The sequence below is a fragment of the Nitratireductor sp. genome (genome assembly GCF_017794765.1).
Taxonomy (GTDB): Bacteria; Pseudomonadota; Alphaproteobacteria; order Rhizobiales; family Rhizobiaceae; genus Nitratireductor.
The window spans coordinates 381,323-403,263 of sequence record NZ_CP051236.1 but is presented as its reverse complement, the minus strand read 5'-3'; the positions used below and the strand labels follow the sequence as shown (position 1 = coordinate 403,263).

The 21,941-nt window shown below is 61.9% G+C and carries 19 protein-coding genes; 11 read left to right on the top strand and 8 right to left on the bottom strand.

What is annotated here, in order from left to right; genetic code table 11:
* The first annotated feature begins 23 nt into the window (after nucleotides 1-23).
* Entirely contained in the window at nucleotides 24-1,424 is a 1,401-nt protein-coding gene (locus tag HF949_RS01920; protein WP_292899967.1) for an MFS transporter, read from the top strand.
* Nucleotides 1,425-1,442: 18 nt separating this feature from the next.
* On the opposite strand, the gene purH is transcribed toward HF949_RS01920, so the two are convergent.
* Nucleotides 1,443-3,059 (bottom strand): bifunctional phosphoribosylaminoimidazolecarboxamide formyltransferase/IMP cyclohydrolase, encoded by a 1,617-nt coding sequence (purH, locus tag HF949_RS01915; RefSeq protein WP_292898037.1) that lies wholly within the window; start codon nucleotides 3,057-3,059, stop codon nucleotides 1,443-1,445.
* A 786-nt stretch (nucleotides 3,060-3,845) separates the two neighbouring features.
* On the opposite strand from purH, the gene HF949_RS01910 reads away from it, so the two are divergent.
* Together HF949_RS01910 and HF949_RS01905 are read left to right on the top strand one after the other, a co-directional pair.
* Nucleotides 3,846-4,298 carry an Lrp/AsnC family transcriptional regulator gene (locus tag HF949_RS01910; protein ID WP_007008348.1) on the top strand — a complete coding sequence of 151 codons (453 nt, stop codon included), beginning with the start codon at nucleotides 3,846-3,848 and terminating at the stop codon, nucleotides 4,296-4,298.
* 4 nt (nucleotides 4,299-4,302) lie between these two features.
* Complete coding sequence (locus tag HF949_RS01905) at nucleotides 4,303-4,920, top strand: LysE family translocator (RefSeq protein ID WP_292899966.1); 618 nt, start codon at nucleotides 4,303-4,305, stop codon at nucleotides 4,918-4,920.
* Here the strand turns inward: HF949_RS01905 and HF949_RS01900 are convergent.
* Complete coding sequence (locus HF949_RS01900; RefSeq protein WP_292898036.1) at nucleotides 4,917-5,915, bottom strand: helix-turn-helix domain-containing protein; 999 nt, start codon at nucleotides 5,913-5,915, stop codon at nucleotides 4,917-4,919. The genes HF949_RS01905 and HF949_RS01900 overlap by 4 nt on opposite strands.
* A 427-nt stretch (nucleotides 5,916-6,342) precedes the next feature.
* Here HF949_RS01900 and HF949_RS01895 point away from each other — a divergent pair, with 427 nt between their 5' ends.
* The gene (locus HF949_RS01895; protein ID WP_292898035.1) at nucleotides 6,343-7,362 is read left to right on the top strand and encodes an alpha/beta hydrolase family protein; all 1,020 of its coding nucleotides are present in this window, start codon (nucleotides 6,343-6,345) and stop codon (nucleotides 7,360-7,362) included.
* Between the two features lie 29 nt (nucleotides 7,363-7,391).
* Here the strand turns inward: HF949_RS01895 and HF949_RS01890 are convergent, their stop codons facing one another.
* From HF949_RS01890 to htpX, 3 genes are all read right to left on the bottom strand, one after another.
* Nucleotides 7,392-9,113, bottom strand: coding sequence for a heparinase II/III family protein (locus HF949_RS01890; RefSeq protein ID WP_292898034.1), 1,722 nt, complete (start codon nucleotides 9,111-9,113; stop codon nucleotides 7,392-7,394).
* Nucleotides 9,114-9,218: 105 nt separating this feature from the next.
* Nucleotides 9,219-10,598: an RsmB/NOP family class I SAM-dependent RNA methyltransferase gene (locus HF949_RS01885; protein WP_292898033.1), complete on the bottom strand. Its 1,380-nt coding sequence runs from the start codon at nucleotides 10,596-10,598 to the stop codon at nucleotides 9,219-9,221.
* Nucleotides 10,595-11,587, bottom strand: a complete 993-nt coding sequence (gene htpX / locus HF949_RS01880) for a zinc metalloprotease HtpX (RefSeq protein ID WP_292898032.1) — start codon at nucleotides 11,585-11,587, stop codon at nucleotides 10,595-10,597. Before htpX ends, HF949_RS01885 begins: the two co-directional genes overlap by 4 nt.
* Before the next feature lie 122 nt (nucleotides 11,588-11,709).
* On the opposite strand from htpX, the gene HF949_RS01875 reads away from it, so the two are divergent.
* Together HF949_RS01875 and HF949_RS01870 are read left to right on the top strand one after the other, a co-directional pair.
* The gene (locus HF949_RS01875; RefSeq protein WP_292898031.1) at nucleotides 11,710-11,916 is read left to right on the top strand and encodes a DUF1674 domain-containing protein; all 207 of its coding nucleotides are present in this window, start codon (nucleotides 11,710-11,712) and stop codon (nucleotides 11,914-11,916) included.
* A 42-nt stretch (nucleotides 11,917-11,958) separates the two neighbouring features.
* A complete protein-coding gene (locus HF949_RS01870; protein ID WP_292898029.1) occupies nucleotides 11,959-12,414 on the top strand; it encodes a thermonuclease family protein in 456 nt (151 codons plus the stop codon).
* Between the two features lie 396 nt (nucleotides 12,415-12,810).
* On the opposite strand, the gene acs is transcribed toward HF949_RS01870, so the two are convergent.
* Nucleotides 12,811-14,766, bottom strand: coding sequence for an acetate--CoA ligase (gene acs, locus HF949_RS01865; RefSeq protein ID WP_292898027.1), 1,956 nt, complete (start codon nucleotides 14,764-14,766; stop codon nucleotides 12,811-12,813).
* A gap of 296 nt (nucleotides 14,767-15,062) precedes the next feature.
* Between acs and HF949_RS01860 the strand changes: the two genes are divergently transcribed.
* Both HF949_RS01860 and HF949_RS01855 read left to right on the top strand, forming a co-directional pair.
* A complete protein-coding gene (locus HF949_RS01860) occupies nucleotides 15,063-15,335 on the top strand; it encodes an usg protein (RefSeq protein WP_292898025.1) in 273 nt (90 codons plus the stop codon).
* A gap of 240 nt (nucleotides 15,336-15,575) precedes the next feature.
* Nucleotides 15,576-15,959, top strand: a complete 384-nt coding sequence (locus HF949_RS01855) for a hypothetical protein (protein WP_292898023.1) — start codon at nucleotides 15,576-15,578, stop codon at nucleotides 15,957-15,959.
* Nucleotides 15,960-15,963: 4 nt separating this feature from the next.
* Here the strand turns inward: HF949_RS01855 and HF949_RS01850 are convergent, their stop codons facing one another.
* A complete protein-coding gene (locus HF949_RS01850; RefSeq protein ID WP_292898021.1) occupies nucleotides 15,964-16,626 on the bottom strand; it encodes a YggS family pyridoxal phosphate-dependent enzyme in 663 nt (220 codons plus the stop codon).
* Nucleotides 16,627-16,737: 111 nt separating this feature from the next.
* On the opposite strand from HF949_RS01850, the gene leuS reads away from it, so the two are divergent.
* The 3 genes from leuS (at nucleotide 16,738) to HF949_RS01835 (ending at nucleotide 21,062) form a co-directional block, all read left to right on the top strand.
* Nucleotides 16,738-19,353 (top strand): leucine--tRNA ligase, encoded by a 2,616-nt coding sequence (gene leuS, locus HF949_RS01845; RefSeq protein WP_292898019.1) that lies wholly within the window; start codon nucleotides 16,738-16,740, stop codon nucleotides 19,351-19,353.
* 46 nt (nucleotides 19,354-19,399) lie between these two features.
* Nucleotides 19,400-19,945, top strand: a complete 546-nt coding sequence (lptE, locus tag HF949_RS01840) for an LPS assembly lipoprotein LptE (protein WP_292898017.1) — start codon at nucleotides 19,400-19,402, stop codon at nucleotides 19,943-19,945.
* 211 nt (nucleotides 19,946-20,156) lie between these two features.
* Nucleotides 20,157-21,062, top strand: coding sequence for a 1-acyl-sn-glycerol-3-phosphate acyltransferase (locus tag HF949_RS01835; RefSeq protein ID WP_292898015.1), 906 nt, complete (start codon nucleotides 20,157-20,159; stop codon nucleotides 21,060-21,062).
* A 188-nt stretch (nucleotides 21,063-21,250) separates the two neighbouring features.
* Here the strand turns inward: HF949_RS01835 and fsa are convergent, their stop codons facing one another.
* Complete coding sequence (gene fsa / locus HF949_RS01830) at nucleotides 21,251-21,904, bottom strand: fructose-6-phosphate aldolase (RefSeq protein WP_223005515.1); 654 nt, start codon at nucleotides 21,902-21,904, stop codon at nucleotides 21,251-21,253.
* Nucleotides 21,905-21,941 lie beyond the last annotated feature (37 nt).

Sequence of the window (21,941 nt, the reverse complement as noted above, 5' to 3'; positions counted from 1 at the left end):
CCGGGGCGCCGGAAGACGCCGGGATGAACATGCCACCGGCGGAGCACGGAACCGTGCCCCGCCGTGGCATATGGGGCTGGATGTTCTTTGACTGGGCGCAGCAACCCTTTCACACGCTCATCATCACCTTTGTCTTCGCGCCCTATTTTGCTTCCGCCGTCGCGCCCGATGCGGCGCGCGGGCAGGAACTCTGGGGGCTCGCCACGGGGATTGGCGGGCTTGCCATTGCGGTTTCCTCGCCGGTTCTGGGGGCGATTGCCGATGCGACGGGGCCGCGTAAGCCGTGGATTTTCGTGTTTTCGGTGATCGGGGTTCTGGCCTGCGCGTCGCTCTGGTTCGCAGCACCGGGGGGCGGGCATGTGGGACTGGTTCTGCTTGCCGTGGCGCTTGCCGTGTTCGGCATGGAGTTCGCCGCTGTCTTCAACAATGCGATGATGCCCGATCTCGTGCCGCGCTCTGAGCTTGGGCGGCTTTCGGGCTCTGCCTGGGGGCTGGGGTATCTCGGTGGGCTCCTGTCGCTGGTTCTGGTGCTCGGCTTCATGGCAGCGCAGCCTGATACGGGCCGCACGCTTCTGGGGCTGGAGCCGATCTTCGGGCTCGATCCGGCTGCGCGTGAGGGCGACCGGGCGGCAGGGCCGCTGACGGGCTTATGGTATGCGCTGTTCGTGCTGCCTATGTTTCTGTTCACGCCCGATGCGCCGCGCCGCAAGGCGGCGACGGGGGCGATCCGCGAAGGGCTCGGCCGGCTAAGCGCCACGCTGAAGCGGCTGCCGGGCGAGCGGAGCTATTTCAGCTTTCTCCTGTCGTCCATGTTCTACCGCGATGCGCTCAACGCGCTCTATGCCTTTGGCGGCATCTATGCGGCTGGCGTGCTCAACTGGTCCATCACGCAGATCGGCCTTTTCGGGATTCTCGCCAATGTGACCGGCGCGCTGGGCGCGTGGCTGGGCGGGCGGATGGACAGGCGTTTCGGGCCGAAGCTGGTGGTGAGCGTTTCCATCGTGGTGCTGACCATGTGCGCGCTTCTGGTGATTTCCACCACGCGTGAGGAGCTTCTTTTCATGCCGATCGGCGGGGCTGGGGCAAGCAGCCTGCCCGACATTGCCTTCTTCGTGGCAGGAGCCTTCATCGGCGCTGCGGGCGGGGCGATCCAGGCAGCCTCGCGCACGCTGCTGGTGGATCAGGTTTCACGCGAGCGGGTGACAGAAGCGTTCGGGCTCTACGCGCTTTCGGGAAAGGCGACGACCTTTATCGGGCCATTCGCCATCGCCATTGCGACCGGGTATTTCGCTTCGGAGGGCTTCGGGTTTTCCGTCGAGGACGCGCAGCGGCTCGGCGTGACGCCGATCCTCGTTCTGTTCCTCATCGGGCTGGTGCTTCTGCCTTTCGTGAAGAGCCGGCATCAGGAGGCGGGCGCCTCCTGATCCTTTGCACAGCCTGCGTCAGTGACGGAAGTGGCGCATGCCGGTCATGACCATGGCGATGCCATGCTCGTCGGCGGCGGCGATGACCTCGTCGTCGCGCATGGAGCCGCCCGGCTGGATGACGGCGGTGGCGCCGGCTTCCACGGCGGAGAGAAGCCCATCGGCGAAGGGGAAGAAGGCGTCGGAGGCGACGACGGAGCCCTTCGTCAGCGGTTCGGCATTGCCGGCAGCCTGTGCCGCGTCCTCGGCCTTGCGCGCGGCGATGCGGGCGGAATCGACACGGCTCATCTGGCCGGCACCCACGCCCACGGTCGCGCCGTCTCGCACATAGACGATGGCGTTCGATTTCACGTGCTTGGCGACGCGGAAGGCGAAGATGAGATCGGCCATTTCCTTCTCGCTCGGCGCGCGCCTGGTCACGACCTTCAGGTCTAGATCGTCGACCACGCCATTGTCGCGCGCCTGGACCAGCAGGCCGCCGGCAACGGTCTTGACGGCAAGGCCAGGCGCGCGCGGATCGGCGAGCCCGCCGGTGACGAGCAGGCGCAGGTTCTTCTTGGCGGCGACGATGGCGCGGGCCTCTTCGGTGGCATCGGGTGCGATGATGACCTCGGTGAAGATCCTGACGATCTCGGTGGCTGCTTCCGCATCGAGCGGGCGGTTGAGCGCGACGATGCCGCCGAATGCGGAGACGGGGTCGCAGGCGAGCGCCTTCTCATAGGCTTCCCGAAGCGTCGCGCCCTCTGCGACACCGCAGGGATTGGCGTGTTTGATGATGGCGACAGCGGCGGAGCGCTCCGGCGAAAATTCCGAGACGAGCTCGAACGCGGCGTCCGTGTCGTTGATGTTGTTGTAGGAAAGCTGCTTGCCCTGAAGCTGGGTCGCGGTGGCGACGCCGGGGCGGCTTTCACCGGTGACGTAGAAGCCGGCCGTCTGGTGCGGGTTCTCGCCGTAGCGCATCACTTCCCTGAGCCTGCCGCCGACAGCGCGGAAATCCGGTGCATTGACCTTGAGCGTTTCAGCGAACCAGCCGGAGATGGCCGCGTCATAGGCTGCGGTGCGGGCGAAAGCTTTGGCGGCGAGCTCCTGGCGCAGGCGATAGGGCAGGGCGCCGTCGTTTTCGGTGAGCGCGTCGAGAATGCGGGCATAGTCGGCGGGTTCGGTCACCACGGCTACATAGGCGTGGTTCTTGGCTGCTGCGCGCAACATGGCCGGGCCGCCAATGTCGATGTTCTCGACCGTGGTCGGATAATCGCCACCGCCGAAGCGCACCTCTTCGAACGGGTAGAGATTGATGACGAGAAGGTCGATGGGCGCGATGTGGTGTTCCTTCATCGCGCTGGCATGATCTGCATCGTCGCGTATGCCCAGCAGGCCGCCATGGACGCCCGGATGCAGCGTCTTCACGCGTCCGTCCATGATCTCGGGAAAACCCGTAAGCTCGGAGACGTCGCGCACGGGGATACCTTCGCCGGAGAGTGTTCTGGACGTGCCGCCCGTTGAGACGATTTCGACATTGCGGCCCGAAAGCGCGCGGGCAAACTCCACGATGCCCTTCTTGTCGGAGACCGACAGAAGCGCGCGGCGGACGGGAACGAGATCGGGTGCGGGGATGTTCTTGGCGGCAACGGACATGCGAGGCGGCTCCGGCTTTGGGGAAGGATGTGGGGGACGTACCGGCAGGCGGGATGCAAATCAAGCTTGGTGGCGGCCGATCGGCTTTTTTGGCTGACTATCGGGCATGCATCGATTGTTCAAAAGAGCCTGGTGCCCGGCATGATGGAGAAACCTGGAATCATTCATGCCCGTGAGCCGCACCTTGAGGCTCGCGAGTTTGGCTGGATGCTGCTTGATTCAGGTCCCGGTGCGAGCCGCCCCATCGATGGGAAGCGCGGCTTTAGCGCATGACAGCGGAAGCCGGGCTCATCGTGACCGCGCGACGGAATGTAAAAGACAAGCCGCCTGTCGGTGCCGCCCGTTGTGTGACGGACTTCTCGTGGTGGCCAATCTTTCCGATCTTGCCGTGTCTTCAAACGCCCAGGGGCCTGGAGCTGGACAGGGTATGACCAGGCAGACGCGCCGGCTGCCTGGATCGGAAGCCGCTTTGATCCTGGTATCCGTGCCGCAGGCCGCGGGGTTTTGCCAACGCATCGGCATGGAACGGATCCATAATACATTCTGGTTGCGCCGAGAGCGTTGACGCGCAATCGGTCAGGCTGCTTCCGGGCACGACCTTCGATAAGCTCAGCAAGGCGCATACTCGACAACAGCGATCACCTGTGGCAATCAAGAGCCAATGGCGCACTCTGGAAAGTGATGTTGATAGATTTGCGGCAGAATTCGAATTTTACCGCATATTTTATTGACTAAATACATTTATTCTGCAAATTTTCCGGAAATTGGATTTGCGGAAAAATTGCCATGGATCAGATTGACCATAAAATCGTGACCCTTCTGGCGGAAGATGCCCGCCGCTCTCTGGCTGATATTGGTGGTGTGGTGGGGCTGTCAGCTTCGGCGGTCAATGAGCGCATTCGCCGGCTTTCGGCAAGCGGTGTTATCCGGCGTTTCACGGTGGATGCCGATCCGGCGGCGCTGGGCTGTCCGGTGCTTGTTTTCATCTGGGTATCACTGGTTCAGAACGTCAATGAAGAGGCGTTTCGCGTTTTTGCGGCTGCCCACAAGGCGGTAGAGGAATGCCACCATGTGACTGGCCCGTGGTCCTATCTCATCAAGGCGCGGGTGCCCTCACTCGCCGATGTGGAAAGCGTTCTGGAAGACATGAAGAAACATGGCTTTCTCGCCCGCAGCGAATCTGTTGTCGCCCTGTCGACGGTAGAGCCGGGATCCTTCGCGCCGGTTGAAAAAGGCTGATGCCATGGATGCGCTCCTGTTCGGCAAGAGCGTGCTGCTTGGGTTGGCCGTTGCGGCGCCGCTTGGGCCAATCGGGGCGTTGTGTGTGAACAGAACGCTCGAGCATGGGCTGTGGGCCGGCCTTGCCGGCGGTCTGGGCACGGCCCTTGCAGATGCTCTCTATGCGGCGCTGGCAGCAGTCGGGTTTGCGGCGTTTGCGGCGGCCCTTGCGATGGTCGATGTGCCGCTAAAGCTTGCCGGAGGCCTGTTTCTAGCATGGCTCGGCTGGAAGAGTTTTTCGGCAGTACCGCCGCGGGTCGCTGCCAGGGCCCGGGCAAGCGATCTGTTCGGGACCGCTGCGGCCACGTTTTTTCTGACAATCACCAATCCGATGACCATTCTCGCCTTTGCGGCGATGTTTGCCGGTCTCGGGCTGGCGGATTCTCCACGTCCTACCGATGCGGCGGTCGTCGTGACTGGCGTTTTTCTCGGCTCGCTTCTGTGGTGGTTTATCTTGAGTGGCGGTGTGGCGCTGGCGCGTGCACGGCTGCCTGACGGTCTGTCGGTTTGGGTATCGCGCATATCGGGAACGATCCTGTTTGGCTTCTCCGCGCTTGCGATTGGCTCGGCGTTACACGGCTAATCGTGAGCGGCGATCCTCGCGTTCCATTCGCGCGGCGTCGTGCCGGTGATGCGCAGGAACTCGCGGTTGAAATTGGATTTGGTGTTGAAGCCGCTTGAGAGCATGGCTTCGGTGACATTTGCGCCGTCTTCCAGCGCGCGACAGGCATGCTGAATGCGATGGCGGTTGATGTAGCGCGAAACATTTTCTCCGCTTACCAGATTGATGGCTGATGAGAGTTGCTTGACCGGCACGTGCAATCGCCGTGCGAGCCGTGCGAGCGTGAGGGAGGGATCGAGATAGAGCCTGTCGGTCTCGAGAAGGGCATCGAGCCTCTCGATGAGATGGGCGTCCTGTTCAGTCGGGTTCTGTGCCTGTTCAGGCCGCTGGGGCTCTGCCTCGCCGATCGCACCTGGAGAGACTGCCAGAAGTCCGATGGCAAGCAGGGCGGCGGACGAGAATACGCTGACGATCAATGGCGGCAGCCAGGTCTTTCCAGTCATGAAGGCGAAGGCGATAAACGCGTCGCTGAGTGCCGACAGAACGAGCGCCAGGCCGATGCCACCCCAGATGCGGGCTGGCAGGCGCCCTGCCTCAAGCCGTGCCAGCGGCAGGTCCTCGCCGCTGCGATGCAGTTTCGCAAGGATCGCGAAGCCGTAAAGAACGAAGATGGCGGGCACCACCGTATCCAGAGTATCGGGAGCGAATATGACACAAAAGGCTGCAAAGCCCGGCGCGGCGAGATGTACGAGATCGCGGGGCAATGAGAACTGACGGAACGAGGCCGTCTGGAACGCCAGCCATGTCAGCGGCGGCACGAATGTGGCTGTGATGGGCTGAAAAGGCAGAAGAGCCGCGATCCCGTAGTGCTGACGCAGAGACACAATGAGGCTTTGCACTGCACAGGCCGTGAGCAGCGCCATCAGAAACGGTGGGCGCTCGCTGGAGGTGGCGATCCGGATCAGTAGCCCGCCGAGCACGAAGGCGACGATCGTTGGAATGGGCAGAGCCAGCATGGATGGAGCCTGCGCGTTGCTGCAAGGGCTTGCGTTGTGACATTGCCGCCGGCCCGTGGCAATGTTTGCCGAAGCCCTGGTGCGTTTAGCGGGGTGAATCCCAGATCACTCCTTATGCGTATGAGCAGCGATCATATTATCCCAAGGCATCGGCGCGGTGCGTGGTTCGACAGATTTACCATGAGGAGCGTAGGTTCCGGTGGAAAGCTTTTTAGTGATCAGCCCATCCACTCCCTCATGGTGAACCTGTCGAATCGTGCAGCAGGCCGTGGCTGGGAAACTGCCGGGGGCTGCATATCGCGGCCTCCGAATCGATGTGGACGGCCTGGTTCGAAAACCGGTTTCGCACGTCCTGAAACCGGTTTCAGGACGCGGGCAGAACGCGGGTTGAGCAGATTGGCGTTATCCAGATGAAAGGATGACGGATATGAAACAACTGCTTTCTGCTTTTCTCGTCGGCATGGGCCTGACGGGCGCAGCCATGGCCGAACCCTATGCCGGGTATGATCGCCTGACGGTCAAGGCGGATCACCGCCCATCGGTTCTGGCGGCCTCGCTGTGGTATCCGGCAGGTACGCCGACCTATCGTGGGCTGGTGGGGGACAATGCCGTGTTTGAGGGCACGTCTGCCTATGTCGGTGCTGCGGTGGCGGAGGGGCGCTTTCCGCTCTTCGTGCTCTCGCATGGCTCTGGTGGCAATATGGACACCATTTCCTGGCTTTCCTCCGCTCTTGCCCTTCGCGGTGCGATGGTGCTGGCGGTGAACCATCCAGGCAGCACATCTGGCGATTCATCTCCGCGCCGTTCGCTGCGGCTCGATGAGCGGGCGGCCGATCTCAGCGCTGCACTCGACGCGCTGCTTAATGAGCCTGCGTTTGCAGATCACGTGGATCGTTCGCGCATTGCATCGCTGGGCTTTTCGCTTGGCGGCGCCACGGCGCTGAACCTTGCCGGGCTGCGCTTCGACCCTGGTGCGTATGCGGACTACTGCGCGCGGATGGGCGAGCACGGTCAGGACTGTGTGTTCTTCGCCAAGGGAGGTGTCGACCTCACGGCCTTGCCTGAAGGATTCGGTGTCGAGATGCGCGATGATCGCATCACGCGGGCCTTCGCCATCGATCCGGGCATGACGTATGCCGCAACGCCCGAGAGCATCGGCAGAACGAAGACGCCGGTGCTGCTCATCAATCTAGGTGAAGCGAATCTTTTCAAGGCGGCAGATGTGGGGCCGGACGGGAGCAATCTGGCCGCAAGATTGCCCTCGGCGCTGCTGAAGACGATTGCGCCCGCCCATCACTTCACATTCCTCGCGGAGTGCAAGCCGGAAGGCGCGGCTATGCTCGCTGCAGAAAAGGACGACCCGGTGTGCGACGATCCTGAAGGGACCGATCGGGCGGCGGTTCACGAGGCGATTGTCGAGGAGATCGCGGCGTTTGCCGGGCTTTGAAACGGGAGCCGGATCAGACTGGCGCTGGTCTAACCGTTGCCGTTGATTGCGTGTGTCCTGCGGAACTGCCAGCGAATTTCCGGATGCTCTGAAGCGGTGGTGTAAAGAACGATCTGGCGGCTCCTGCGGGGGCCGCCAAGACCGGCGAAGAAGATCGATTCCTCCACCACCGGAACAATGCCTTCAACGGTGAAGAGCCAGGTGTCGGTAGCTTCACCTGCGAGAATGTGGCGTCCCTCCGGATCCCGGAAAACGTCAATGTCGGGGTGGATATGAAAACGCACAGCGAGCGCATCGTTGCCGATTGCCGTCGAAGCAGAACCATCGGGCCTGACCACGCGATCCACGCCTTCGAGCAGGGCCCCTTCCTCCGACAAGGAGAGGGCGCGTTCGTGGATGAGCCCGAAGCGTGAGACATAGCCATTGTGACTGGCAGTGAAGCGCTGGATACCGGCCCCGTCGTCGCGCCGGCACTCGACCCTGCGTGGTCCGCCGATCAGCGGAGTGCCGATCAGATCGCTCCATTTCGGTGAAAGGCTGAAGCGTGCCTGTGACGTGTCGTTGATTGTGATGGTGGAATGCGCCGCCGTGGTGCGCGCCAGCGGGCGATAGCTGTCGTCACTGTAATTGTCGATGCCACTGTTGACCACGAACTGGTGCCGACCGGATGACATCTCGAAAGACAGGCAGCCCGCATGGGCGAAGTGGGAAAGGTCGGCCGGTGGTGGTGCCGCCGTATCGGCAATGATGGTGGTGGCACCCAGCGCCAGGCGCTCATAGCCTGAATGCGGTGCGTGCAGGAGGGGTGCGCCCCCGGTATCATCGTAGCGCAGGATGGCGGCGACACTGTCGTGCTGGGTGATGCCCATGCCGTTGAAACGGGCGATGGAACCATCGCGATGGCGGAAGAAGCGCAAAGCCGGAAGCATGCGCTCGACGGCGTCGATGAGCGCCTGCGGGGGCTGCTCGGCCTGGTTCGTATAGGTCTGCCGGAGTGGCAGAAGGTCGGTGAGGAGTTCCATGATTGCGCGCGGATTGCGCGAGACATGGCCCCCATCGGCAAGGATTTGTCGCTCAAGCTCCTGTGCGAGATTGCGGCTGGCGGCCTTGACCGCGGTGGCGGGTGCGGGAAGCGAAAGGGCGCAGAATGCCAGCGCTATGCGCGCGCGCAGGCGATCTTCTCCATCAGGTATCTCACGGGCGTTCGTGCGCAGATAGCGCATCTGCACGGCGAGCATTTTCAGGAACTGGCGGTAAAACGGAAGCTCGGCGCCCTGCAACACGACGGAAGAATGCTGAAGCCATGCGATGACGCGCCGGGATGTGGTGCCGGGCTCCCATGGCGGCCCGGAGATGCGCTTGCCGTGGAGTGAAATCCACTCCTCCACCAGAGCGCGGGCATTGGCCGAGGCCAGATCACTCTGGGCGGCGCGCATGTGGCGCAACCAGCGGAAACTGTGCAGCGCTTCCTGCCAGGCGGGGTCAGTGACCGGCACGCGGAACGGAGACTGGCCGCGTGTCTCAACAAGCTGGCCGGCGAGGAGAAACTGGCCGTGATAGATATCTCGTGCAACCTGGGGATCCGCGATGCGCAGGTCCGGCGGCGCTATCAGCACGCGTTCAGGCGTGCGGCCGGAATAGCGCCAGCGATAGGACGGGCCCGCGCGCAGACGCCGCCGCAGGCGCGCCCATGCCTGCCGCGCAACAAGGCCCCACAGCTCGTGTGGTGAGTGTCCCCGTGCTTGATCCACCGACCGACTTTTCTTTCCGTGACCCCAAATCAGCTGAGAGTCTAGTTGATTCAAGGATTTGTGCGAAGTTGAAATATATCAGTGCGCACAGATGGCAGGACCAGCTCAGGGTTCGCGTATCAGACGGGCAGCGAAGAAGCCGTCGAGACCCTGGGCGAGAGGCGTTTCGCCGAAACCATCGGCAGGGGTGGTTCGCAGGAAACCTTGCGGTGTGACGAAGGTGCTGATGCCCGGCAACTCGTCCGGATTTATGGGCTCGAGCGAGACCTTTGATGTTTCGGTCAGGAACGCGTTGAGCATCGCCTCGCCTTCGATGGGGTCGAGCGAGCAGTTGGAGAAGACGATCCGGCCACCAGGTCTGACCAGCGTCACTGCATGGTCTAGAAGCGCGCGCTGGAGGGCGGCCAGTTTCTCGATGTCTTCCGGTGTCTTGGACCATGGAACATCGGGGTGCCGCCTCACCGTGCCGGTGGAGGAGCAGGGGGCATCGATGAGGACGGCGTCGAACGGGGTTTCGGGCTTGTATTTGCGGATGTCGGATTCGACGATCTGCGATTCGAGGCGAAGGCGTTTGAGGTTTTCGGCAAGGCGTTTGAGCCGGCTTTTCGAAAGGTCGACTGCGGTGACATCTGCGCCCGCGTGAATGAGCTGCGCCGTCTTGCCGCCGGGCGCGGCGCAGAGGTCTGCCACACGCGCGCCGGCGATGTCGCCGAGCAGTTTTGCAGGCAGGCTGGCGGCGGCATCCTGCACCCACCATGCGCCTTCCTCGAAGCCCGGAAGTGTGTCGACGCCAGCCTCAAGCTTCGCGATGCGTACGGTTCCGGTGGGCAGGACGATGCCGCCCAGGGCTTCGGCCCAGCGTTGCGGGTCTTGCCTGACAGTGAAGTCCACCGGTGGTTCCAGGCGGTGCATGGCGAGGATGGCGGCGGTCTTTTCCGCGCCATAGGCCGCTTCCAGCCGCTCGGCGAACCAGTCAGGCGCTTCGCGCGTCTGGGCAAGGGCGGCGGGAAGCGCGCGTGCCTTCACACGGATCAGATTGCGCAGAACGCCGTTGACCAGACCCGAAAAGCGGGCGAGACGCGGGTCGCTTTTTGCCTGGGTGACAGCGAGGTCTACGGCGGCGCTGTCGGGCACGTCGAGGAAAAGGATCTGCGCCGCCGCCACATGCAGCGCGTGCGAGAGGGCGCGGGCGTTGGCGGGCAACGGGCGCTCCAGACGGCGGGAAAGCAGTGCCTCGATCGTGCTGCGGTGGCGGAGCGCGCTCATCAGGATGGCGCGGACAAGCGAGCGGTCCCGCGCATCGAGCGCGCGGAAATTGGGCTGGCCGTGGGCGGGATCGGTGAGACCGTCGAGCGAGGCGTGGGCATCCACCACGGCGGCGAGCAGTTTCGTGGCCACGCGGCGGGTCTCAAGGCCGGGCTTGTCGAAGGTCTCGGGGCTGGGGCGGTTTTTGCCGGTGGCGCGGCGCACAGTGGGGCGGCTCACGACCAGGGGCCTTTGCGCCCCTTGGCGTCACGGCCCCAGCGGGGCCCGGATTTGGGCTGGGGTTGGGGCCGGGGTTCGGGTGCTTCGGTCCGGGCGCCCCATGGACCGTGGTTTTCCTCACGGCGTTGCGGCTCAGGCGTCGCGCGCATTTCGCCCGCCATTGCCTGAAGCGCGGCGATGCGGTTGTCCGTGTCCGGGTGGGTGGAAAACAGATTGTCCATGCGCTCGCCCGAGAGCGGATTGATGATGAACATGTGCGCCGTGGCGGGATTGCGCTCGGCATCCTGATTGACCACCTGCCTGGCGCGCCGGGCGATCTTGTCGAGCGCGGAAGCGAGCCACAGCGGGTTGCCGCAGATTTCTGCGCCGCGCCGGTCGGCGGAATATTCGCGGGTACGGCTGATGGCCATCTGTACCAGCATGGCGGCGAGTGGGGCGACGATCATCGCCACGAGGATCCCGACGAAACCGAGCGGGTTGTTGTTGTCGCGGTTGCCGCCGAAAAAGAACGCGAAATTGCCGAGCATGGAGATCGCGCCGGCAAGGGTCGCGGTGATGGTCATGGTGAGCGTGTCGCGGTTCTGGACATGGGCAAGCTCGTGCGCCATGACGCCGGCCACCTCTTCATAGCTCAGGCGATCGAGAAGGCCGGTGGTCGCGGCCACGGCGGCGTTCTGCGGGTTGCGGCCGGTGGCAAACGCGTTGGGCTGGTCGTTCTGGATCAGGTAGACGCGCGGCATGGGAAGGCCGGCGCGCGCGGCCAGATCGCGCACGATGCCGAAATATTCCGGCGCGTTGCGCTCATCGACCTCGACGGCGTTGTGCATCCTGAGCACCATCTTGTCGGCATTCCAGTAGCTGAACAGATTCATGGCCGCTGCAATCAGGAAGGCGATCATCATGCCGCCTGTACCCCCGATCAGATAGCCCACGCCCATGAAGAGTGCCGTCATGAGGGCCAAGAGCATCGCGGTGCGTATCATGTTCATCGTTGTCTCAAGCTCCAGAAACAAGGCTGCGCCGGCGTTTTCCATGGCGCGACCAATCGCTTATATGATGGGGAACGCGCTTCGTGTATTCAATATTTCACCGTTTTCGAGAGGAATTCGCCGTGAAGGAAGAGACGGACAGACAGGAAGAGCAGCCGAAGAAGGCGCTGACGCCTGCGGCAAGGCGCGCGCTGGCGGAAGCCGAGGAACGGCGCAGGGCCTATGCGGCAGAGGCCGCGAAGGCCCCGAAGGAGCTTGGCGGGCGCGGCGGACAGGATCCCGCCCGCTATGGCGACTGGGAAGTGAAGGGCATCGCTACCGACTTCTGATAGCGGGTTGCGCGAAACGCATTAGAGGAATATATTCCTCTAATGCGTTTCTCTTGTCCCATATTCATATCTGCGCTGGCAATTGCCTGTCTGCTGGTCTGGCAACCCACCTCCCACGCAGCCCGCAGGGAGACGATCTCCGGACCGGTGGAGGCGCGTGTCGTTCGCGTGATCGACGGAGATACATTTGTTGCCGAGGCGCATGTCTGGCCCGGCCAGCGCATCACGGTGAGCGTGCGCATTCGCGGCGTCGATGCACCCGAAATGCGAAGCCGCTGTGCTGTCGAGAAGGCTGCGGCGCGCGAGGCACGCGTAGCGCTCGAGCGCTTGCTCGCCGAAGGGACTGTCTGGATAAGCGACATTAGCGGCGGCAAGTATTACGGGCGCGTGCTTGCCGATGTGGTGACGGAACCGGGCGGAGATGTTGCATCGCGTCTGCTGGATGCCCGGCTTGTGGCGGCCTATGGCGGCGGGCGGCGGGTTTCGTTCGTGTGTTGATGGTGGCGTGATTTTTTTAAGGCGTTGGTGCTGGCCCCTCATCCTCACCTTCTCTCAGTGCACGGGGAGAAGGGGCTTCGAAGTCAGCGCCTTCTGATCAAACACGAAACCCATTCTAAAAACAAAAGGCCGTTCCCGAAGGAACGGCCCCGTGTTTTCGAATTCTCACGCGGTCATGGCTGGTCTGCGATTGCAGTCCATCCGCGTTTCATGCGCTTCAGCGGGAAGACTGCTCCCCGCGAAGGCAATCCATCGAGACCACGCTTGAACGGAAATCACTCGACATTGGATCACCTCCTTTCGGTTTGTTGACGACACACCCAATGTGGAGGCGTTCGTCCGGTTCTGCAAGGGGTGCATAGAAACGCCGCGCGAGCTGCGCGGCGTTCAGGAATGTCAGCCCTTCTTGTTCTGGCGGTTCTCAACCAGATCGTCGACCACGGCCGGATCGGCGAGGGTCGATGTATCGCCAAGCGCGCCGTAATCGTCTTCGGCGATCTTGCGCAGAATGCGCCGCATGATCTTGCCCGAGCGCGTCTTCGGCAGACCGGGCGCGAACTGAATCTTGTCGGGCGAGGCGATCGGACCGATCTCGCTGCGCACATGGGCGACCAGCTCTTTCTTCAACTCCTCGGAGCCTTCCTCGCCGGCCATGAGCGTCACATAGCAGTAGATGCCCTGGCCCTTCACATCGTGCGGGTAGCCGACAACGGCGGCTTCCGAGACCTTGTCATGGCTGACAAGCGCGGATTCCACCTCGGCCGTGCCCATGCGGTGGCCCGAGACATTGATGACATCATCGACGCGTCCGGTGATCCAGTAATAGCCATCCTCGTCGCGGCGGCAGCCATCGCCGGTGAAATATTTGCCTTTGTAGGTGGAGAAATAGGTCTGGATAAAGCGCTCGTGATCGCCGTAGACGGAGCGCATCTGGCCCGGCCAGGAATCCGTGATGCAGAGATTGCCGCTTGTGGCGCCTTCCAGAACCTGCCCCTCGCCATCGACGAGTTGTGGCTGGACGCCGAAGAACGGACGCGTGGCCGAGCCGGCCTTGAGGTCTGTCGCACCGGGCAGCGGTGTGATGAGGATGCCGCCCGTTTCCGTCTGCCACCAGGTGTCGACGATGGGAGATTTCTTGTCGCCGACGACGTTGTAATACCACTCCCAGGCCTCCGGATTGATCGGCTCGCCGACGGAACCCAGAATGCGTAAGGACTTGCGCGAGGCGCGGGTGACGAAATCATCGCCGGCACCCATCAGGGCGCGGATCGCGGTGGGAGCGGTGTAGAAAATGTTGACATTGTGCTTGTCGACCACCTGCCAGAAGCGGGAGGCGTCCGGATAGTTCGGAACGCCCTCGAACATGAGGGTGATGGCGCCATTGGCGAGCGGGCCGTAGACGATGTAGCTGTGGCCGGTGACCCAGCCCACATCGGCGGTGCACCAGTAGATGTCGCCTTCATGATAGTCGAAGACATATTCATGCGTCATCGAGGCGTAGACGAGATAGCCGCCTGTCGTGTGCAGCACACCCTTGGGCTTGCCGGTGGAGCCGGAGGTGTAGAGGATGAAGAGCGGATCCTCCGCCTTCATCTTTTCCGGCTTGCACTCGGGCTTCGCCCTGGCAGTTTCCTCGTGATACCAGAGATCGCGGCCCTCGGACCAATTGATCTTGCCGGCAGTCCGCTGGACGACCAGAACATGGCGCACTTTCGCGCCTGCCTTTTCGGCAAGGGCCACGGCCCTGTCGGTGTTTTCCTTGAGCGGGATCTTCTTGCCGCCGCGCACGCCTTCGTCCGCGGTGATGACGAAGTCGGACTGGCAGTCCTCGATGCGGCCGGCAAGCGAATCGGGCGAGAACCCGCCGAACACGACCGAGTGGACCGCGCCGATGCGCGCGCAGGCGAGCATCGCATAGGTGGCTTCCGGGATCATCGGCATGTAGATGGTGACGCGGTCGCCCTTCTTGACGCCGCGCGCCTTCAACACATTGGCGAGCCGGCAGACATGCTCGTAAAGCTCGTTATAGGTGATCTTCCTGTCGTCGTATGGATTGTCGCCTTCCCAGATGATGGCGGTCTGGTTGCCGCGCTTCTTCAGATGGCGATCGATGCAGTTGTAGGCGACATTGGTGACGCCATCCTCGAACCACTTGATGGAAACCTTGCCCTTGAAAGAGGTGTTTTTCACCTTGGTATAGGGCTTGAACCAGTCGATGCGCTTGCCGTGCTTTTTCCAGAACTTCTCCGGATCCCTGACGCTGTCCTTGTACCATTTGAGATACGTCTCATTGTCGATGAGCGCGTTTTTCTTCCACGCGGATTTGACGCGGTGAACATGCACTTCGGACATTTTTCCTCCTCCGGATATGCGCTTGCCGGGACGTAATCTGCGTCGAGCAACGCAGCGGTCGCTAGCTCGCGCGCATTATTACCATTCTGCCTTCTGCTACAACATTAGACATTTGGTGGCAGCGGCTGAAACGAGCGAAATCGCATGGACCAGGAGCGTTAGCATCCTTGAGTGACGGCTGCTAACAATATGTATTTACACGATAAATTTACGTGCTCGTGACAGCATCTCACTGGACGGCGGCGCACTTTCACCGCACAATTTTTCAATCCGGAACCGATTCGGAAAGGAAGCACATGCAGCAGACGGGCGAAATGGAGCTGATGCTCCGGGGCTATGGGCTGACGACGGCAGAATTTCTCTATCACCTGCCTGATCACCCGACGATCTTGCAGAGTTTTCTATGGCAGCATTACGACACCGCACCGGATTTTCCGGCACTTTACCGGTTCATCGATTTCTGGAACGAGACGCTGGACGGCCCGCTCCATTCGGTGACCTACACACACCGAAAGCTGATCTCTCCCAACGAGTGGCGTAGCGTCGCCGGAGAACTCGTTCTGCATTGATGCCTGTTGGGGCGATGCCTGTTGGGGTCAGGCGCAGCCGGGCATGGAGCTTTCTCCTCGCTCCGTGTCCGGTTGCCACGTTTTCCGATTGGGTGGCGGGCTCCGCCAGCAGCGACCAGCCATTGTGCCTATATTCCTACCCTTCAATCTCAGGTGTAGACTGCCGTTCTGGGAATGAGGAGACGAGGAACCGGTACGCTATTGCTCCGGTGGCCGCGTCGCATTGTGTAAGGGGCAACAATGAACGGGCTTGCGAGAGTTTGCTGGGTTACGGCTCCGCTTTATGCGGTGCTCGGGATGGTTTTCGGTATATACATGTCGGCTTCGGGTGATCACACCTTCTCGCCGGCGCACGGGCATCTGAACCTTCTGGGCTGGGTGACCATCGCGCTTTATGGGGCGTTCTACACGCTGGTGCCGGAGGCGGCGGCAAGCCGGCTCGCCAAGCTGCAGGTGCTGCTCGCCCAGCTCGGGGTGATCGTTATTGTTCCGGGCATCATTTTCGCGATTTCGGGAACAGGCGAGGGACTGGCTAAAGTGGGATCGGTGCTTATTCTGATTGCCGCGCTGCTTTTTCTCGTGATTGTCGTGCGTGGGACGGGACGTTCGTCAGCAGATGCATGAAATCTCAGCGTGCGCCGAAGATCGCTGATCCGACGCGAACACTGGTGGCACCGAAGGCGATGGCCTTTTCGTAGTCACCGGACATGCCCATGGAGCATTTCTCGACGCCGGCCTCGGCGGCGAGCTTTTTCAGAAGGGCGAAATGCGGGCCGGGGTTTTCATCAAGCGGGGGGATGCACATCAGCCCTTCGATGGCGAGGCCGTATTCCTCGCGGCAATGTTTGACGAAAGTCACGGCCTGGCGCGGGTCGATGCCGGCTTTCTGTTCTTCGAGGCCGGTATTGACCTGGACATAAAGACGCGGGTGACGGTCCTGTTTCTGCATCTCGTTCGAGAGCGCACGGGCAATTTTTTCCCGGTCGACGCTCTCGATCACGTCGAAAAGGGCGACGGCATCGGCGGCCTTGTTGGACTGCAGCGGGCCGATCAGGCGCAGCTCGATGTCGGGATGCGCTTCCTTCAGCGCGGGCCATTTGCCCTGGGCCTCCTGAACCCTGTTCTCGCCGAACACACGCTGCCCTGCCTCGATGACCGGGCGGATCTGATCTGCTTCGAACGTCTTGGAAACGGCGACCAGTGTGACCGGTTCGCCTGAGCGTCCGGCAGCTTTCTCCGCCTCTGCTATCTTCGCTTTGACATCTTGCAGATTCTCGACGGCGTGGCTCATCGGTTCGCTGATCCCTCTTCCAAAAAGGCCTCTTGGAGTTGACGCTTCGGCGAAACCATGGTGAAGGTCCGCCAACATCATTTCCGCTTCTTATCTTGTGAAAATCCGGCCATGGCAACCGAACGTTACAATCCCCGTGTCGCAGAACCCCGCTGGCAGAAGGCCTGGGACGAAGCAAAGCTGTTCGAGGCCAGCAATGATGACGGGCGGCCAAAATACTACGTGCTCGAGATGTTCCCCTATCCGTCCGGGCGCATTCACATCGGCCACACGCGCAATTACACGATGGGTGACGTGGTCGCGCGCTACAAGCGCGCCAGGGGCTACAATGTGCTGCACCCGATGGGATGGGACGCGTTCGGCATGCCGGCCGAAAACGCGGCGATGCAGAACAAGGTGCACCCCAAGGAGTGGACCTATCAGAACATCGCGGTGATGCGGGATCAGCTTAAGACCTTCGGTCTGTCGCTGGACTGGAGTCGTGAGTTCGCCACCTGCGACGTGGACTATTACCACCGGCAGCAGATGTTGTTTGTCGACTTCTTCGAGAAGGGGCTGGTGACGCGCAAGACCTCCAAGGTCAACTGGGACCCGGTGGACCAGACGGTGCTTGCCAATGAGCAGGTGATCGACGGTCGCGGCTGGCGCTCCGGTGCGGAAGTCGAGCAGCGCGAGCTGGCGCAGTGGTTCTTCAAGATCACCGATTACGCGCAGGATCTGGTCGACGCCATCGACGATCTCAACCAGTGGCCGGAGAAGGTGCGGCTGATGCAGCGCAACTGGATCGGCCGTTCGGAAGGCATGTTGATCCGCTGGGCTCTGGCAGAAGAGACGGCGCCCGAGGGCGTGAACGAACTGGAGGTCTATACGACCCGGCCCGACACGCTGTTTGGCGCTTCCTTCATGGCGATTGCCGCCGACCATCCGCTGGCGAAGACACTGGCCACCGACAATGCCGAGCTTGCGGCATTCTGCGAAGAGTGCCGCCGCATGGGCACCTCGGCTGCGGCGCTGGAGACGGCTGAGAAGAAGGGCTTCGACACGGGCGTGCGCGTGCGTCATCCTTTCGATCCGGAATGGACGCTGCCGGTTTATGTCGCCAATTTCGTGCTGATGGAATATGGCACGGGCGCGATCTTCGGCTGCCCCTCGGGCGATCAGCGCGACCTGGATTTCGCCAACAAATACGGTCTTCCGGTGACGCCGGTGGTGATGCCGGAGGGCGCGGATGCCGCGACCTTCCAGATCACCGAGGAAGCCTTCACCGATGATGGCGTGATGATCAATTCGCGCTTCCTCGACGGCATGAAGCCGAAGGCGGCGTTCGAGGAAATTGCAAAGCGCCTCTCCGCCGAGACGATCAATGGCCGCCCGGTGGGCGAGCGCAAGGTGAATTTCCGCCTGCGCGACTGGGGCGTTTCCCGCCAGCGCTACTGGGGCTGCCCGATCCCGATGATCCACTGCGACGATTGCGGTGTCGTGCCAGTGCCGAAGGCTGACATGCCGGTCGAGCTGCCCGACGACATCGAGTTCGACCGTCCTGGCAATCCGCTCGACCGTCACCCGACCTGGAAACATGTGAAGTGCCCGAAATGCGGTGCGGATGCGCGGCGCGAGACGGACACGATGGACACGTTTGTCGATTCCTCCTGGTACTTCGCCCGCTTTACCGCACCGTGGGAGAACGACCCGACCAACCCGAAGGCCGCCAATGAGTGGCTGCCGGTCGACCAGTATATCGGCGGCATCGAACACGCGATCCTGCATCTGCTCTATTCGCGCTTCTTCGCCCGTGCCATGAGCGCGACGGGGCATCTGGATGTGGCCGAGCCCTTCAAGGGCCTGTTCACGCAGGGCATGGTGGTCCACGAGACCTATCGTTCTGCCGATGGCCGCTGGCTGGCTCCGAACGAGGTGGAGATCACCGGCTCCGGCGAGGGCCGCAGGGCGGTGGAGATCGCCACGGGCGAACCCGCATCAATCGGCTCGCTCGAGAAGATGTCGAAGTCGAAGAAGAACACGGTGAGCCCCGAGGACATCATCGAATCTTTCGGCGCGGACACGGCGCGCTGGTTCATGCTGTCCGATTCCCCGCCGGAGCGCGACGTGGAATGGACGGATGATGGCGCGACGGGTGCGCACCGGTTTGTGCAGCGCGTGTGGCGGCTTGTTTCAGAGGCAGCCGAGCACGTGCGTGGCGTAGTGCCAAAGCCGGCGCATGAGGGGGCAGCGGTTGCGGCCTCCAAGGCGGCGCACAAGGCGCTGAAGGCCGTGGGCGAGGACATCGAGAAGCTGGCTTTCAATCGTGCAATCGCCCGCATTCACCAACTCGTCAACGACCTTCAGGAGCCGCTGTCGGCGCTGGCTGGTGCCGACGATGTGGCGAAAAGTGCCGCGCGTGAGGCCGTGGAGATCCTCATTCACCTGGTCGCTCCTTTCATGCCGCATCTGGCTGAGGAATGCTGGGTAACTATCGGCGGTGAGGGACTGGTCGCGGCAAGTGCCTGGCCGGAATTCGATCCGGGGCTTGTCGTGGACAATGAGATTGTTCTACCGGTGCAGATCAACGGCAAGAAGCGCGGTGATTTGACAATTGCACGCGACGCAGATCAATCTGCCGTGGAAGATGCGGTGCTTCAGCTCGACTTTGTCCAGAAGGCGCTGAACGGCTCGCAGCCACGTAAGGTGATCGTCGTTCCGCAGCGCATTGTTAACATTGTTGCATGATGTGGTGGGGCGTCGACTGATGCTGTTTGGAAAACAGGGGGAAAGCTTGAACCCGACGTTTCGCGTTTCGATGCTGGCCGGTCTGGCACTTTCACTGGCCGTGGCGTCCGGTTGCACGGTGCGCCCCCTGATGGCGACGCCGGATGTGACGCAGAGCGGCTTTGCATCTTCGCCGGCCCTGTCTTCCATCGCCATCGCGCCTGTCGATACGCGCTATGGCCAGGAGGTTCGCAATCACCTGATTTTCCTGCTCAATGGTGGAGCCGGCCAGCCATCGAACGCACGCTATGCTCTTGAACTTGCCGTGACGCGGTCCAGTTCCGCGGCCGCGCGTGTTCAGGTGCGTACAGACAACGAGCCGACCTCCAGCCTTCTCACCATGACCGCAGTCTACACCCTGACTGAAAGCGGTACCGGCCAGGTGGTTGCCAAGGGTCGGCGGCAGATTTCCTCTGCGTATGATGTGCCACGGCAGGAGTTTGCTGCCCTGCGCGCCGAGCGCGATGCGGAAAACCGCGCTGCCCGCGAGCTTGCCGAGCAGTTGCGGCTTGCGCTAGGGCAGGATCTGGCGCGTTCTGACATCGGTTTATAATCGTGGCTTTTTGAATGCGCGGTTTCGTTGCATATGGGCGCTGCAATCTTGCATTCGTGTCATTGCGTCGTCACAGTATTCGGTGAAACAGCCTGTGAGGCGTGATCTCTGAATGTTGCCCTATTTTCGTGGAAGTTCATCTTCCGGCAAGGCGAAGGAGCGGGATGACGGTCATGACCAGAACCGAAATGCTTCAGGGAGCACTTCGTCCATGGCTTTGCACACGACGCTGACCTCGGTCGCTGCGGTTCTCGGCAGCCGCGTTCTGGGCCGGGACATCTATGCACCCGAGACGCCTCATGTGGTGGATCAGCTCATTGCCGAGCGGACCACGCATCTCTCGCAGAACATGCTGTGGCCGCTGGCCCAGCCCTTTCTCTACCGCTTCCTGCACTATCGGCAGGCCGTGGTCATGGCTGACGAGGTCGCCGAATTATCAGGCTGGGATGCGTTTTCTTATATCAGCCAACTTCTTTCATTGGAGATCTCGGCGAGCGGGCTGGAAAACATTCCGGCTTCGGGAGGCTTTATTCTGGCCCCGAATCACCCGACAGGCATCGCGGACGGGATAGCAGTCTACGACATGATGAAAGCGGTTCGTCCGGATATGGCATTTTTTGCCAATCGGGATGCCCTGCGTGTGAACCCGCGCTTTCGCGATCTGATCATACCCGTGGAATGGCGCGCGGGGGAGAAATCCCACGCCAAAAGCCGCGATACGCTGGAAATGACGGCCAAGGCCTTCAATGCCGAAAAAGCGATTGTCCTGTTTCCCTCGGGGCGCATCGCCTTCTGGAACAAGGACAAGCTGACCGAACGCCCCTGGCAGCCTTCCGTGGTCGCACTGGCGCGGCGCTATCAGGTGCCCGTCGTGCCGATGAACATGACGGCGCGCAATTCAGGCCTGTTCTACCTCCTGTCGCGCTACTCGAATGAGCTGCGCGACATGACGCTGTTCCATGAGCTTCTGAACAAGAAGGGGCGTGCGATCAACATGGTGATCGGCAAGCCGATCATGCCAGAAGCCCTGGCGGAAGGCGAACCGGCGGATGTGGCGGCGCGTCTTCAGGAGCATACGGTGGATCGGCTGCGCGAGGATCCAGAGGCGATCTTTTAGGGTTCGCGGCAGGCGTGCCGATTGGCGTGCGACGGTAGAAATCAGCTTTCGGAGAAGAAGGGCGCGCCTGCCGTTGTTGCTGGCGCTTGCCCCTCATCCTTAACCTTCTCCCCGCGCTTCCGCGGGCGGGGAGAAGGGGCTTCGATGCTGGTGTTTTTTCTGCACCGATTTTTTGAGCGCGAGAAGCCTCAGCCGATCTTCTGGCCGGTCTTCGCCCAATCAGCGAGGAAGGCTTCCAGGCCCTTGTCGGTGAGCGGATGCTTGACCAGCGCCTTGAGAACGGACGGCGGTACGGTTGCGACGTCGGAGCCGATCAGGGCGGCCTGCTTCACGTGGTTCACGGTGCGGATGGAGGCGGCGAGAATTTCAGTGCTGAAATCGTAATTGTCGTAAATGGTGCGGATCTCAGCGATCAGGTCCATGCCATCGATGCCCATGTCGTCCAGACGGCCGATGAAAGGCGAGATGAAGGTTGCACCGGCCTTGGCGGCAAGCAGCGCCTGATTGGCCGAGAAGCAGAGCGTGACATTGACGAGGCGGCCCGAAGAGGTGATCGCCTTACATGCCTTGAGGCCATCCATGGTGAGCGGCACCTTGATGCAGATGTTGTCGGCGATCTTGGAGAGAACCTCTGCCTCTTTCATCATGCCTTCGAAATCAGTCGCGGTAACTTCGGCGGAGACCGGGCCATCGACGATGTCACAGATTTCCTTCGTCACTTCCATGATGTCGCGGCCCGACTTCATGATCAGCGACGGGTTCGTGGTGACGCCATCGAGCAGACCGGTGTCGCTCAATTCGCGGATTTCATTGACGTCGGCGGTGTCGACGAAGAACTTCATGGCAAACTCCTTAGGCAGTCCGAAGGCGGGGATTGAG